This window comes from Roseibium sp. MB-4, assembly GCF_053005265.1.
On the sequence record NZ_JBRKQB010000002.1, the window covers coordinates 397,278 to 411,258 of the forward strand.

The following is a 13,981-nucleotide window of genomic DNA, read 5'->3' on the forward strand; positions in this document are numbered from 1 at the left end:
TGGCCCGATCACGCCTGCCCCAAGAATGGCTCAATCGCGCCTTTCGGCCCGAATTCTCCAAGACGCTTGATTTCCCACTCAAGCCGTATACCACTGGCCTCAAGCGCCTTTGCTCGGACGGTTTCACCGAGCAACTCCAAATCGTGGCCGGTCGCATCACCAGTGTTGATCATGAAATTGCAGTGCATCTCGGACATTTGCGCACCGCCGACCATCAATCCGCGGCACCCAGCAGCATCTAACACTTTCCAAGCCGAATTGCCGTCCGGGTTCTTGAAGGTTGACCCGCCCGTCTTTTCACGGATCGGCTGGGCGTTTTCCCGGTGCTCGACAACCGCGGCCATTTCCTCGCGGATCGCCGCCTCATCCTGGGGGACGCCTTCAAACACGGCCGATGTAAAAATCAGATCCGAACTGGCGCCGGAATGCCGGTAGCTGTATCCCATTTCGGAATTGCTCAGAACATGCCTGTTACCATCCCGGTCGATCGCCGTGAGTTCAACCATCCGGTCCCGTGTTTCCGTGCCATGGGCACCGGCATTCATCCGGAGCGCCCCACCGAGCCCGCCTGGAATACCGGTGTAAAACGCAAAACCTCCGAGACCCGCCTTGGCCGCAGCTTCCGCAAGCCGCTTGTCCGGAACGGCGGCACCAGCGCGGAGACGATTGTTGCCAAGCTCCTCGATCTGGCCAAATCCCTTTGCGCTGAGGCGGACAACAACCCCTTTCAACCCGCCATCGCGGATCAGGAGATTGGAACCGAGACCCACCGGCAGGACGGGAATATCTTTGGGAAGTTTCTTGAGAAATGCCGCGAGATCGTCTTCATCCGTAGGCTGAAACATCAATTGTGCCGGTCCCCCCGTGCGGAACCAGGTCACGGCAGAAAGCGGCTGATTTGGCGTCAGTTTTCCGCGGATACCTTCAGCAAGATCTGGAATTTCTTCCAGAAGGTTGGGAAAGCTCATGCCCCCTCCTTCTGCAGAGCGTTCAGCTGATCCGGCAGCGCGTAGGCCCACTGGGTGATGTTGCCCGCACCGAGACAGATGACGAAGTCTCCAGGTTCCGCCAATTCCTTGACAACTGAGGCCAACTCTTCTGGGCCGTTAATGGCCTGGACCTGCCGATGACCACGTGTTTTCAAGCCGGAAACCAGATCCGTGTGGCGCGCGCCCTCGATCGGCTGTTCTCCTGCCTCGTAAACCGGCGTGATGACGACCGCGTCTGCATCGTTGAAGCAGTTTGAGAAATCATCGAACAAACTGTGCAGGCGGGTGTATCTGTGCGGTTGCATAACCGCGATCACCTTGCCATCGGTGGATTCCCGGGCTGCATGCAGCACCGCCTTGATCTCGACCGGGTGGTGGCCGTAATCGTCGAAAACCTGGACACCGCTGGCTTCGCCGGTAAACGTAAAGCGCCGCTTCACGCCGCCGAAGGACGAAATGCCCTTTTCAATGTCTTGCGGCGACACACCAAGCTGGGAGGCAACAGCAATCGCAGCGGTGGCATTGGAAACATTGTGCAGACCCGGCATGGGCAGGACTAAATTGCTAAGTTCGGTCTCTTCCCCGCTGCGGCGATCCCGGATGGTCACCGAGAACGTCGATTTTCCACCATCCATCGAAACATCTGTGAAGCGCACATCGGCCTGCGGATTGGTGCCGTAAGTCACAATCCGGCGATCCTCAATGTTGCCGATCATGGTCTGGACCTCAGGGTGGTCGAGGCACATGACGGCAAAACCATAAAACGGCACGTTGTCGATGAACTGGCGGAAAGCCTTTTGAACGCCCGAAAAATCTCCGTAGTGATCGAGGTGCTCAGGGTCGATGTTCGTCACAATGGCCACGTCGGCCGGGAGCTTGACGAATGTCCCATCACTCTCGTCTGCTTCCACCACCATCCAGTCCCCCTCACCCATCCGGGCGTTGGTTCCATAGGCATTGATGATGCCGCCGTTGATCACGGTCGGATCGAGATGCCCGGCATCAAGGAGCGCAGCAACCATGGATGTCGTAGTGGTTTTGCCATGCGTTCCACCGACTGCGATCGCCTGTTTGAACCGCATCAGCTCGGCAAGCATCTCCGCGCGGCGCACGACCGGGATCAGCTTTTCGCGGGCTGCTACCAGTTCTGGGTTGTCTTTCTTGATGGCAGAGGAGACGACAAGGACTTCCGCCTGGCCGAGGTTTTCGGCGGCATGGCCAACTGTGACCGGAATGCCGTTCGCACGAAGACGCTGAACATTGGCGTTTTCAGCCATGTCAGATCCTTGAACCTGATATCCAAGTGTTTTCAGCACTTCCGCGATGCCGCTCATGCCGATGCCGCCGATCCCAACGAAGTGAACCGGCCCAATATCCTGCGGCATCTTCATGGCCGTACTCCCTTGTTTTGCGCGACGCTTTCAACAAGGTCGGCGAGCCGTTTGACGGCATCTGGTTTTGCAACTGTCTTGGCGGCCTTCGCGGCTGCCTCCAGCATCTCCGGCGCATCCATGAAACGGATCAATTCCTTGGCAAGGCGTGATGGGTGCAGATCCACCTGCCGGATCGGCCATGCGCCGCCGACTTTCTCAAGAACTTTTGCGTTGGCAGCCTGGTCCTGGTCAATCGCCCCCGGCAACGGCACCAGGATGGACGGCCGGCCGAGCACGCTCAGCTCCGAAACAGAGCTTGCACCGGAACGGCAAACCACCAAATGCGCCTGCGCGATCCGCTGAGGAAGGTCTGTAAAGAACGGCGCACACTCCGCCTCAACCCCAAGATCCTGATAGGCTTTCTGGACCCGCTCCATATCTTCCGGGCGGCATTGCTGAACGATCTGAATCCGTTTTCGCTGTTCATAGGACAGCTCCGCAACGGCAGGAGGAACGAGATCTGAAAAGAACCGCGCGCCCTGAGAGCCGCCAAAAACCAACAGCTTCAAAGGGCCACCAGAGCCCGGCGGGGTGAAATTCAGTTCGGCTGCATCCAAAACAGCATCGCGGACCGGATTGCCCGTCTCGACCAGTTTGCTCGACAAATCGGATGGAAGGTCTTCGATCGGCACGCTGGTGGCGATCGCCGACACCCCTTTGGCCAAGAGTTTGTTTGCCCGCCCCATCACGGCATTCGCTTCATGCAGGATCGACGGCGTGTTTGTGAGACGTGCCGCGTACATGGGCGGAAAGGTTGGATACCCGCCGAAACCGGCGACGACATCCGGCTTCAAGGTCTTGATGACCTTGCGTGCTTGGAGCGTTCCGAACAGCAGCTGAAATGCGGTTTTCGCCAGAGCAATCGGATTGCGGCCGCGGATAGTGGCGGAGGCAATGATGTGAACCTTACGGGCTGGAAACTCTGTGCCGTATTTGTCGGCCCGCTCATCCGTTGCCAGCTCGACGGTCCAGCCGCGGCGGCTCAGCTCACTTCCAAGTGCTTGTGCTGGAAACAGGTGACCGCCGGTTCCGCCGGCTGTGAGTAAAACGGTTTTGCTCATAAATCCGGGCCAACAATTACATCAAGGAAGACGGAGACAGCCGGCTGACCGTGACCGTGTCATTCGACATGGGCCGCGGCCGCTTGCGGGTTAGCGCGAGAATGGCCCCGGCGGACATGGCGGACGCCAGAAGAGAGGACCCCCCATAGGAAATGAACGGCAGCGTCATGCCCTTCGACGGAACCAGGTGCAGGTTCACCGATAGATTGATGGTTGCCTGAAGCCCAAACAGGACAACAAGACCGGCGGTCGCCAACCGGCCAAAGGCATCCTGGTCCCGGCTCGCGTGCTGCAATCCGCGGATCACGATGAAGGCAAAAACAATCACCAGCAGGAGGCAAGCGATCACCCCAAACTCCTCGCCCACCACAGCGAAGATAAAGTCAGCATGGCTGTCCGGCAGTATCCGTTTCACAGTTCCCTCGCCCGGCCCTCGGCCGAACCATCCACCCGACATGAAAGCCTCGAGCGCGGTATCAACCTGGAAGGTATCGCCCGTACTTGGATCGAGGAACCGGTCGACCCGGCTGGTCACGTGCGGAAGGAAAGCATAAGCGGCAAACAGACCGGCAATCCCGATGATCCCGAGTGCAACGATAATCACCCAGGAGATCCCGTTCAAGAAGAACAATGCCGCCCAGACCATGCCGATCAGCATGGTCTGCCCAAAGTCCGGCTGGGCCACAAGTAGGGTCGCGCATACAGCAAATAGAATAAAGGCGAATAGAACGCCCGGCACTTCCCGGCGGCGGCCGCTTTCAGACAACAAAAACGCGATCAGCACAACAAAGGCCGGTTTGAGATATTCCGACGCCTGAACGGACACACCGGCAATATAGATCCAGCGGCGGGCACCCTTTGTTTCAAACCCCATGAACAGGGTCGCAATTAGCAAGACCACGGAGATCGTGAACAACACGAGAGCAGCTCTGCGAACCATTCGCGGCGTCATGAGCGATGCCGCCAGCATGATCCCGAGCGCCGGGATCGTGAACATGGCCTGCCGTTTCACGAAATAGAAGGTATCAACGCCAATGCGCTCGGCGACCGGCGGGCTCGCGGCAAAGGCAAACACCACGCCGGAAACGAGCAGAATACTGAAGGCCGCCAGCAGATAGTGATCCACTGTCCAAAACCATTCGGCAAAACGGCTGCGATCGGCGCGTGAGACCATTTATGCGACCTCCTGAGTGTTTCCACCACCAGGCAAGGCACGCACCGCATCTACAAAAGCAGCGCCCCGCAGTTCGAAATTGGCATATTGATCGAAAGATGCACAGGCAGGAGACAGAAGAATTGCAATTTCTTCCGCACCATCTTCCGCAGCCTCGGCCGCCGCATCCTGGACGGCCTGCGTGAGTGTACCACTCACTGCGTACGGAACATGTCCATCCAGCGTTTTAGCAAACTCCTCCGCGGCCTCACCGATCAAAAAAGCCTTCGCGATATTCGGAAAGTACTCGTCCAGGGAAGAGATCCCACCGGCCTTGGCACGCCCGCCGGCGATCCAATAGATCCGGTCGAAACTCGCCAGCGCCCGGGCCGCAGCATCTGCGTTGGTCGCCTTGCTGTCATTGATGAAGAGCGTCCGGCCAGTCCGGGCAACGATCTCCATGCGATGATGGAGGCCAGGAAAGCTTTTCATTGCGGCTGCGATCTTATCGGCCGGTATTTCCAGCGCCCGCAGGCACGCAAAGGCAGCGGCGGCGTTCTGACCATTATGGTCGCCGCGCAAGCTGTCGATCCCCGCGAGCAAGGCGACTTCGGTCTGCGCTCCGTCATGAGCCTCAATCAGGCGGCCATGGTGTGCGTAGATACCGTCCGTCAGCTCGCGTTCTCCTGCGATCCGGCAGACCGGTTTGCGGGCCAGCTCCAACCGGTCGGCGATCATGGAAGACAGGCGATCATCGACACCAACAATCGCGACCTTCGCACCAGCCACCAGCCGCTCCTTGATTGCGGCATAGTTTTCCAGCGTGCCGTGCCGGTCCAGATGATCCGGTGACAGGTTCATGTGAAGTCCGACCGTCGGATCCAGCGTCGGGGCAAGATCGATCTGGTAGGACGAACATTCAACGACATAGTGGCGGCCGGGGCGCGGCGGTTCCAATTCCAGTACCGGTGTCCCTATGTTCCCGCCCATCTGCACATCCAACCCCAGTTCGCGCAGCAGATGCGCGATCAGGGCAGTCGTGGTCGATTTGCCGTTGGTTCCGGTGATCGCAATGAACGGAGCTTCAGGACAGAGTTTACGATGCTCACGGCAGAAAAGTTCGACATCACCGATCACCTCAACCCCGGCAGTGCGTGCCAGATCGACCGACCAATGAGGAACCGGGTGCGTCAGCGGAACCCCCGGCGCCAGCACAAGGGCGGATACGCCCGACCAGTCGAGGGTCTTCAAGTCTTTAGTTTTCAGGCCAGCAGCCGCGGCTTCGGCAACTCGGGTTTCATTGTCGTCAAAGCACACCACATTGGCCCCGCCCGCCTGCAACGCCTTGGCAGTGGCAAGTCCGGAACCGCCGAGCCCGAAAAGCGCAACGGTTTGTCCTTCAAATGTGGTGACTTCGATCATCGCCTTACCTCAGCTTCAGTGTGGCAAGGCCGATCAGGGCCAGGACGACCGATATGATCCAGAACCGGATGACCACCTGGCTTTCTGTCCATCCCTGAATCTCGAAGTGGTGGTGGATCGGTGCCATGCGGAAAACCCGTTTCCCGGTGAGTTTGAAGGACATCACCTGAACGATCACCGAGACCGCCTCCAGAACGAACAGACCACCGATGATTGCCAGAACAATCTCGTGCTTGGTCGCAACCGCAATCGCGCCGATCATTCCGCCGAGTGCCAGAGATCCGGTGTCACCCATGAAGATGGCCGCGGGCGGCGCGTTGAACCACAGGAAGCCAAGACCAGCGCCGATCACCGCACCGCAGATGACCGCGAGTTCACCGGTACCGGCCACATGGTGGATCTGCAGATAATTTGCGAACACCGCGTTGCCCGAGAGGTAGGCAATCAACCCAAAAGAGGCGCAGGCGATCATGACTGGCACGATGGCCAAACCATCGAGGCCATCGGTGAGGTTCACGGCATTCCCAGCGCCCACCATGACGAAGGCCGCGAACGGAATGAAGATAAGGCCGAGATTGAGCGTGAAATCTTTGAAGAACGGGAACGTCAGCGCTCCGGAAAACGCCGTCGTATCGAGCACTGTCACGGTAAAGGCCGCGATTGCGGCAATCAGGAACTCAAGACCCAAGCGTGCCTTGCCACCGAACCCCTTGTGCGAGGATTTCGTGACTTTCAGGTAGTCGTCATAAAATCCGATCATCCCAAAGCCGACGGTCACGCCAATCACGACCCAGACATAAGGATTGCTCAAGTCGGCCCATAGGAGCGCAGCCACCAAAGCACCGGACAAGATCATCAGTCCGCCCATTGTGGGCGTTCCTTTTTTGGACAGGTGGCTTTCCGGGCCATCGGCGCGGATCGGCTGACCATGTCCCTGCCGGATCCGAAGGCTCGCGATAATCTTTGGCCCAAACAGAAAGACAAAGAACAGGGCTGTCATAATCGCCCCGCCTGTCCGGAACGTGATGTACCGGAAAACGTTCAGAGCAGAGATTTGGTCGGCGAACTGGCCGAGAAAATAAAACATCAGCTATCCTTCACGCCGCTTCGATGTCGTCTGCAGGCGGATATTCTTTTTTCAAGGCTTCGACAAGCGGGCCCATGCGGGTTCCCAAAGAACCTTTGATCATCACGACATCACCGGGCTGCACGTCTTTAAGCAACAGCTCGATCAGGTCTTTGGCCTCTTCGCGGTGATGGGCCTTTAGTTCGTCCGGCAATTTATCCCAGAGTGCAGCCATGTGCGGGCCGGCGCAGAAGACCCTGTCAATCGCAGCTTCGCGGATCGGACCTTCCAGTTCTGCATGAAGCTGGTCGGCATCTGAACCGAGTTCGCGCATATCGCCAATAACCGCAATCCGCCGCCCGGAGCCGCCAGGTGCGGCTTGCGCCAAAACCGAAAATGCCGCGCGCATCGACGCCGGGTTGGCGTTGTAGCTCTCGTCAATCAGCTGCACTTCGCCGCCGCCTAAGGACAAACGGCATTGCTCGCCGCGGCCTTTGGGTGCAGTCATACCGCCGAGCGCGGCAGCGCCTTCCTGTAGATCCGCGCCCAGATCAGCCACCGCAGTCAAAACCGCCAGGCTGTTCTGCACATGGTGCGCACCCGGAGCACCAATTCCGTATGACACGTCCTGCCCGAGGATTGAGGCTTCCACACTCGTGCCGTCGTCCGTTGCCACAGCCATTTTCAGGTGACTGTCTTCTGAACCGCTTTGTCCAAATGTCTGAACGTTGCGCACGGCAGCGGTTGCCGCCAAAAACCGGAGCAGATCATATTGCTTGTTGTCCCGATTGAGGATCGCAACGCCATCCGGCTCCAGACCATTGAAGATTTCCGCCTTCGCCTGGGCAATCTTCTCAACAGACTCGAAGAACTCGATATGAACCGCTTCGACGGTGGTGATGATCGCGACATGAGGCCGAACCATCTGTACCAGCGGCGTGATTTCGCCCGCGTGGTTCATGCCGATTTCAAAGACGCCAAAATCGGTATCGGTAGGCATGCGCGCCAGCGTCAGCGGAACGCCCCAGTGATTGTTGAACGAGGCAACCGATGCATGAACCTTGCCGGAGGGCGCAAGCGCCAGGCGAAGGGCTTCCTTCGTCCCTGTTTTGCCAACCGATCCGGTAACCGCGACAATGCGGGCATTGGTGCGGGCACGCGCGGCAACACCAAGTGCGCGCATGGCTTCGAGCGGATCATCAACAACGACATAACGCCCGTCATCAGGCAAATCACCGAGGCGATCTTCGGCAACAAGCGCCAGCGAAGCTCCTGCTTCAAGCGCGGCCGCAACATAATCATGGCCATCGAGCCGATCACCTTTGATGGCGATGAAGGCATCACCCGGCTCCAGAGTTCGGCTGTCGATGGAAATACCGGTTATGTGCGCGCCCACGTCCCCTTTGGCGGTTCCGCCACAGGCATCGATAAAGGCCTCAGATGTCCAAAGCGGGTCGCTCATTTTACTCCCAGTTGATTTATAGCGTGGCGCACAGAGTCGTGATCAGAGAAAGGAATCACTGTGTCGCCAACAATCTGGCCGGTTTCGTGACCTTTTCCGGCAACGCACAGGATATCGCCTGATTTCAGGCGCCGGATGCCTTCGGCAATTGCTTCGGCGCGATCGCCAATCTCTAGACCACCCGGCGCACCTACAAGAACGGCCTTGCGAATGGTCGCCGGGTCTTCCGATCTCGGGTTGTCATCGGTCACTATGACCAAATCCGCGTGCCGCGCTGCCGCTTCGCCCATCAGGGGACGCTTGCCGGGATCCCGGTCACCACCGGCGCCCACCACAACAGAGAGGTTCCCTTCAGCAAACGGCTTGAGTGCCGCCAACGCTTTGTCGAGAGCATCCGGTTTGTGCGCGTAATCAACGAAAACCATACCGCCAGCCGGAGTTGTCCCGGCGAGCTCCAAGCGGCCTGGAGCACCTTTCAGGTTCTCAAGAGCACGAAGTGCAGCGCCGGTATCTATTCCGGCAGTGATCGCAAGACCTGCAGCAATCAAAGCGTTCGAAACCTGAAACCGGCCAATGAGTGGAAGGGTCACCTTGTACTCGCCGCGCGAGGTCTCGACGGTCAAAAGCTGCCCGGCACCGCTCGGCCTCAAGCCGGTCAGCTTGAGATCCTTGCCCGTCTCGCCAACCGTGAAAACCGGCAATCCACGCTCTTCGGCAATGGCCAACACACGATCTGTGTACTTTTCACCCGGATCTACAACTACATGACCGCCGGCCGGGAGCAGCTCACTGAAGAGACGCAGCTTGGCTTGCAGGTAATCCTCGATGGTCGGGTGGTAATCCATGTGATCCCGGCCAAGGTTGGTGAAGGCTGCTGCTGTTAGCCGGACACCATCAAGGCGATACTGATCAAGGCCGTGGGACGAGGCCTCCAAGGCGGCATAGCGAATGCCTTCATTCGCAAGGTCTGCCAGATCCTTTTGAAGCTGCACCGGATCCGGCGTTGTCAACCCACCGTAACTTTCGCCATCCGGCTTGATGATGCCCAAGGTACCAAGACTGGCCGCCGGATGGCCTGCAGCTTGAAAGATCTGACGCACAAAATGGGCGACCGATGTCTTTCCCGCGGTACCCGTCACGGCAACAATCGTATCCGGCTGACGGCCATAGAAACGCGCAGCCATTTTTGCAAATGTCAGACGCGGTTCGTCTGCACTGAGAACCTCGACGGTTGGCGGAACGAGCGCACGAACAGCCTCCGCTGCATCGGTAGCGCACAGGACAGCCACTGCGCCAGCTTCAACCGCTTTGGGAACGAACTGAACGCCATCAACCGTGGAGCCCTTGAAGGCGGCAAAGAGATAACCTGGCTGGACCATACGGCTGTCCGCCGTCAGTCCTTCAATGGAAAGGCCATTTGCCGTGTCCGGCAAATCCATGCCGTCGGCTAAATGCTCAAGGTGCATAACATCCGATCATCCGGTTCGTGCATCGTCATTCTCGTGAAGCTTAAAACCGGACCGGATTTCGGCTGCGACCCCGCCGGACCAGTTTACTTCTTTTAAGTCTCCTTAATAGGAAATCTCGATCGGTTCATCCCCTTTGCCAAAGCGCGGCATCACACCGAGCATCGGTGCTGCGCGGCGAATGATCGCCCCGGTCGTAGGAGCTGTGTTCAATCCAGCTGTTGCACCAATACCTTCCCGCTCCGATTTCGGCTCATCAAGAACAACCAAAACCACGTATCTCGGGTCGTCCATCGGAAAGGCTGAAAGGAAGGAGTTGCGCCGCTTATTCGACACATAGACACCGTTTTCAATCTTCTCCGCCGTCCCGGTCTTGCCGCCGACGGTATAGCCTGGAACATCAGCTCGGCGCCCGGATCCGGAGAGAACATTGAGGCGGAAGAGATACCGCATCATGCGGCTGACTTCAGGTGAAATCACTTGCTTCTTCAGCGTCTTAACTTCTTCCTGTGTCCGAGGCACAAAGGTCGGTGGCAACAAGGAGCCACCGTTGACCATAGCCGCGGCAGCCACCGCTGTTTGCATCGGCGTCACCGACAAGCCGTGACCGAAGGAGATGGTCATCGCGGCCAATTCGTTCCATTTCGGCGGCAACAAGGGAGCTGCGTTTTCAGGCAATTCCGTCTGCAATCGCTTCGTTAGATGCAACCGCTCCATGAATTCCTTCTGGCGCGCGACCCCGGTCGCCAGCATCATTTTTGCAGTGCCGATGTTGGATGAATAAATGAATATTTCCGGCACGGACAGGATGCGGTTTTTCCCGTGGAAATCGGTGATCGTCCGGCCCGCTGCGCGCAGAGGACGGGTCGCATCGAAGCTGTCATTGATCGTAACAGCCCCCGAATCCAATGCCATGGCGGTCGTGAACGCCTTGAATACGGAGCCCATTTCAAAGACACCGCCGGTCGCCCGGTTCAACCGATCCTTTTCCAAAGCTTCGGATCTGTCGTTCGGATCGTAGTCCGGCAGGGACGACATTGCGACAACTTCGCCAGTCTTTGCATCCAGCACGATCCCGGCGGCCGCGATGGCCCGATAGCGCTCCATTGCCTTGACCAATTCATCGCGTACGACGTGCTGGACCCTGAGATCTACGGAAAGGCGCACCGGCTCCATGGTGCGGCCAGAGGCAAACCCGATCGACTGAAGATCGCGCAACCATTGATCGTCGACGTATTTCTCAATCCCGCTGAGACCCTGATTGTCGACATTCACTGCGCCGACGATGTGGCCCGCGGTCGGGCCGCCTGGGTAAAAGCGCTGGTTTTCAGACAGGAAACCGATACCGGGCAAACCAAGGTCATGCACCTGCTCTGCTTTATCCGGTGTCATTTCACGCTTCAACCAGACAAATCCGGCGCCGCTCTCAAGACGGCGGCGGACAAGCGCCTCATCCAGATCGGGCAAGATACGGGTGAGCCCTTCGACTGCTTCATCAACGTCGAGAATACGGCGTGGCTCGGCATAAAGGGACGCGGTCTTGATGTCGGTGGCAAGGATCTCACCATTTCGGTCGATGAGATCTGGACGGGAGGCGGCCACAGAATCCTGGGCGGAAATCCAGGCCCGGGACGGCGCCTCATCCATCTGGGCAAGATAGATCAACCGGCCACCGATGGCCGCGTAAACACAGGCAAAAGCGAGCATGGCGAGATAAACGCGCGATTTGACCGCACTCGACGAAACCGAGCTACGCGCCGCCCTCGGCTGGGTTCGCCGAACCTGGAGAAAGCTCGCTGGTTCTGTTGCCAATGTCATTGCCCCTAAGCCCCTACCTGATCATCGCCGAAGAACCGGCATATCCGCCCATCTGGTCAGCCCCGCCAATCGGCTCCAGAGTCACCGGCCGTGCTGGAAGTTCATCCGGCATGACGATCTGCCGGACTTCCAACGCTTCGAGTTGAAGATACTCGTTGTAGCGCTCGACAAGGTTCTGCAGCCGTTCCGGCTTGTTCAGAACACTCCATTCGGCGCGCAAGTGGCGGATTGCATTCCGCTCTTCGTCGATTTGCCGCTGCAGCTCCGCAACCTTCGCAGCGGACTTCGTTGCCGCCATCTTCAGGTCGTAGACGGTTGCCGCGCCGATCACGACGGCCACGATGAAAAGGATGTTGAGCACCCGAACCATGTCAGCCCCCTAGTCCATGAAACGCAGCAAGGCGCGGCACACCGGCGACATGAATGTCGAGCTCGCGCGCCGGAGCTTCTGTCCGCCGCCCCGCCCTCAGCTTCGCAGAGCGCGCCCGCGGGTTTGCATCCGTTTCCATGTCGCGCGCCTCGACCGCCTTGCGCGTAAGATTTTCAAAAGTTGCCGGCGGAACCTCTTCCTCCGGCATATGACGTGACCCGCCACCCCGTGTTTTTGTCCGGTCCTGGAAGAAACGTTTGACGATGCGGTCCTCAAGCGAGTGAAAACTCACCAAAACCAGGCGGCCACCCGGCTTTAAGATTCGTTCAGCAGCGCCCAGCGCCTGAGCAGCCTGATGCAATTCGCCGTTCACATAGATCCGCAGCGCCTGAAATGTCCGTGTCGCCGGATGGATCTGCGCTTTTTTTGGAGAGCGCCCGAGGACTTTCTCGATCAGATTTGCAAGCTCAAGTGTGCGGCTGAACGGCTTTTCCTTGCGCGCATTGTCGATCGCATGCGCGACGGATGGCGCCCGCTTTTCTTCGCCCAAAAGCCCGATGATGCGGATCAGGTCCCGGACCGGCAACTCGTTGACCACGTCAGCAGCAGACGGCCCGGCTTGCTCCATGCGCATATCCAAAGGACCGTCACGCAGGAACGAAAACCCGCGTTCGGCCTGATCCAGCTGCATGGAGGAAACACCAAGATCTAGGACGACACCATCAACGCCGTCAAACCCGCTCGCGCGCGCATGAATTTCCAGATCCGCGAACTGACCCGGCACCAGGATCAGCCGGCCATCGGACTGGGCGACGAGTTCCTGACCACCGGCAATTGCATCGGGATCACGGTCGATCCCGACCACCGTTGCGCCGCGCTCCAAAAGCTTACGCGAGTAACCACCAGCACCAAACGTGCCGTCAACCATAACCTCGCCCGGCTGAGGGTCGAGCCATTCCAGAACCTCGTTAAGAAGAACCGGCACATGACGCTCTGGTCCGCCAGCAGCAAGATCATCTGTCTTGTCGCCGAGCGCCATCATACCGGCTCTCCTTGCGAGGGTGCCGAGAGTTGCCCCGACAGCATTGCGAGTGCGCGCTTTTGGGCCTCTGCGCGATACTCGCGGAACTGCTCTGGTTCCCAGATCTGAAACTTGTAATCCATACCGACAAACGTGACGGTGTCGGAGAGGCCAGCATGGTCGCGGATCATGTCGGAGAGGGTCATACGGCCATCTCCATCGATCTTGATGATTTCGCTGGCACCGAACAGCGCTGCTGCGAGCATGTCATGATCGGGTGTGAGCTTGGCGAACTGCTGGGCGCGGTTCTGAATTTCAGCCACGAGCTGATTGCCTCCGGCGTCGACCGCCGCGCAATGCGCAGATGAAATACAGTAAAGCCCTTCAAACCCATCTCTCGCCAATACCGCGCGGAAGGGTGCCGGGATCGACACGCGACCCTTAGCATCCAGCCGGTTGGTAAAATGCGAAACAAAGCCGGCCATACATCCCCGCTACGGACCCCCGTCCGCGCAATCCCCGAAACACCCCAAAAAAGAAGGAAACGGCCCTACCTGTCAGAACATGCAAATTGCAACAGCAGCTCTCGCCAGCTCGTTAAGTCATGTCCTGAGCCCGTCGAACATGGGCCCGCGCTCCCCATTCTGGGTAAATATGGGATACCATGGGAAATCATGGGCGGTCAATGGAATCTCATGGATTCCTGCAGGATTTGATCGC

At 58.5% G+C, this 13,981-nt stretch carries 12 protein-coding genes; all 12 read right to left on the reverse strand.

The genetic code is table 11. The annotated features are described in order from the left end of the window. Positions 1–8: 8 nt before the first annotated feature. On the reverse strand, positions 9–968 hold the full coding sequence (murB, locus tag ACVDG4_RS12920) for a UDP-N-acetylmuramate dehydrogenase (RefSeq protein ID WP_447235363.1): 960 nt from the start codon (positions 966–968) through the stop codon (positions 9–11). Then, positions 965–2,380, reverse strand: coding sequence for a UDP-N-acetylmuramate--L-alanine ligase (gene murC / locus ACVDG4_RS12925; RefSeq protein WP_447235364.1), 1,416 nt, complete (start codon positions 2,378–2,380; stop codon positions 965–967). The genes murB and murC overlap by 4 nt, the downstream gene beginning before the upstream one ends. Further along, on the reverse strand, positions 2,377–3,483 hold the full coding sequence (gene murG, locus ACVDG4_RS12930) for an undecaprenyldiphospho-muramoylpentapeptide beta-N-acetylglucosaminyltransferase (protein ID WP_447235365.1): 1,107 nt from the start codon (positions 3,481–3,483) through the stop codon (positions 2,377–2,379). Before murG ends, murC begins: the two co-directional genes overlap by 4 nt. Before the next feature lie 16 nt (positions 3,484–3,499). Then, the gene (locus ACVDG4_RS12935; protein ID WP_133946290.1) at positions 3,500–4,657 is read right to left on the reverse strand and encodes an FtsW/RodA/SpoVE family cell cycle protein; all 1,158 of its coding nucleotides are present in this window, start codon (positions 4,655–4,657) and stop codon (positions 3,500–3,502) included. Beyond that, positions 4,658–6,058, reverse strand: coding sequence for a UDP-N-acetylmuramoyl-L-alanine--D-glutamate ligase (murD, locus tag ACVDG4_RS12940; RefSeq protein WP_447235366.1), 1,401 nt, complete (start codon positions 6,056–6,058; stop codon positions 4,658–4,660). A gap of 4 nt (positions 6,059–6,062) precedes the next feature. Further along, a complete protein-coding gene (mraY, locus tag ACVDG4_RS12945) occupies positions 6,063–7,145 on the reverse strand; it encodes a phospho-N-acetylmuramoyl-pentapeptide-transferase (RefSeq protein WP_447235367.1) in 1,083 nt (360 codons plus the stop codon). A gap of 10 nt (positions 7,146–7,155) precedes the next feature. Then, a complete protein-coding gene (locus ACVDG4_RS12950; protein WP_447235368.1) occupies positions 7,156–8,586 on the reverse strand; it encodes a UDP-N-acetylmuramoylalanyl-D-glutamyl-2,6-diaminopimelate--D-alanyl-D-alanine ligase in 1,431 nt (476 codons plus the stop codon). After that, entirely contained in the window at positions 8,583–10,052 is a 1,470-nt protein-coding gene (locus ACVDG4_RS12955; RefSeq protein ID WP_447235369.1) for a UDP-N-acetylmuramoyl-L-alanyl-D-glutamate--2,6-diaminopimelate ligase, read from the reverse strand. The genes ACVDG4_RS12950 and ACVDG4_RS12955 overlap by 4 nt, the downstream gene beginning before the upstream one ends. A 105-nt stretch (positions 10,053–10,157) precedes the next feature. After that, positions 10,158–11,870, reverse strand: coding sequence for a peptidoglycan D,D-transpeptidase FtsI family protein (locus ACVDG4_RS12960; RefSeq protein WP_040450860.1), 1,713 nt, complete (start codon positions 11,868–11,870; stop codon positions 10,158–10,160). Positions 11,871–11,883: 13 nt separating this feature from the next. Further along, positions 11,884–12,240 carry a cell division protein FtsL gene (ftsL, locus tag ACVDG4_RS12965; protein WP_008191160.1) on the reverse strand — a complete coding sequence of 119 codons (357 nt, stop codon included), beginning with the start codon at positions 12,238–12,240 and terminating at the stop codon, positions 11,884–11,886. Position 12,241: 1 nt separating this feature from the next. Then, positions 12,242–13,282 (reverse strand): 16S rRNA (cytosine(1402)-N(4))-methyltransferase RsmH, encoded by a 1,041-nt coding sequence (gene rsmH / locus ACVDG4_RS12970; protein ID WP_447235370.1) that lies wholly within the window; start codon positions 13,280–13,282, stop codon positions 12,242–12,244. Then, a complete protein-coding gene (locus ACVDG4_RS12975) occupies positions 13,279–13,746 on the reverse strand; it encodes a division/cell wall cluster transcriptional repressor MraZ (protein ID WP_447235371.1) in 468 nt (155 codons plus the stop codon). Before ACVDG4_RS12975 ends, rsmH begins: the two co-directional genes overlap by 4 nt. Between the last annotated feature and the right edge of the window lie 235 nt (positions 13,747–13,981).

What these genes read in the sequence shown, in the direction of transcription:
- murB (WP_447235363.1), bottom strand. Translation starts at nt 968, where the DNA reads ATGAGCTTTCCCAACCTTCTGGAAGAAATTCCAGATCTTGCTGAAGGT.
- murC (WP_447235364.1), bottom strand. Translation starts at nt 2,380, where the DNA reads ATGAAGATGCCGCAGGATATTGGGCCGGTTCACTTCGTTGGGATCGGC.
- murG (WP_447235365.1), bottom strand. Translation starts at nt 3,483, where the DNA reads ATGAGCAAAACCGTTTTACTCACAGCCGGCGGAACCGGCGGTCACCTG.
- ACVDG4_RS12935 (WP_133946290.1), bottom strand. Translation starts at nt 4,657, where the DNA reads ATGGTCTCACGCGCCGATCGCAGCCGTTTTGCCGAATGGTTTTGGACA.
- murD (WP_447235366.1), bottom strand. Translation starts at nt 6,058, where the DNA reads ATGATCGAAGTCACCACATTTGAAGGACAAACCGTTGCGCTTTTCGGG.
- mraY (WP_447235367.1), bottom strand. Translation starts at nt 7,145, where the DNA reads ATGTTTTATTTTCTCGGCCAGTTCGCCGACCAAATCTCTGCTCTGAAC.
- ACVDG4_RS12950 (WP_447235368.1), bottom strand. Translation starts at nt 8,586, where the DNA reads ATGAGCGACCCGCTTTGGACATCTGAGGCCTTTATCGATGCCTGTGGC.
- ACVDG4_RS12955 (WP_447235369.1), bottom strand. Translation starts at nt 10,052, where the DNA reads ATGCACCTTGAGCATTTAGCCGACGGCATGGATTTGCCGGACACGGCA.
- ACVDG4_RS12960 (WP_040450860.1), bottom strand. Translation starts at nt 11,870, where the DNA reads ATGACATTGGCAACAGAACCAGCGAGCTTTCTCCAGGTTCGGCGAACC.
- ftsL (WP_008191160.1), bottom strand. Translation starts at nt 12,240, where the DNA reads ATGGTTCGGGTGCTCAACATCCTTTTCATCGTGGCCGTCGTGATCGGC.
- rsmH (WP_447235370.1), bottom strand. Translation starts at nt 13,282, where the DNA reads ATGATGGCGCTCGGCGACAAGACAGATGATCTTGCTGCTGGCGGACCA.
- ACVDG4_RS12975 (WP_447235371.1), bottom strand. Translation starts at nt 13,746, where the DNA reads ATGGCCGGCTTTGTTTCGCATTTTACCAACCGGCTGGATGCTAAGGGT.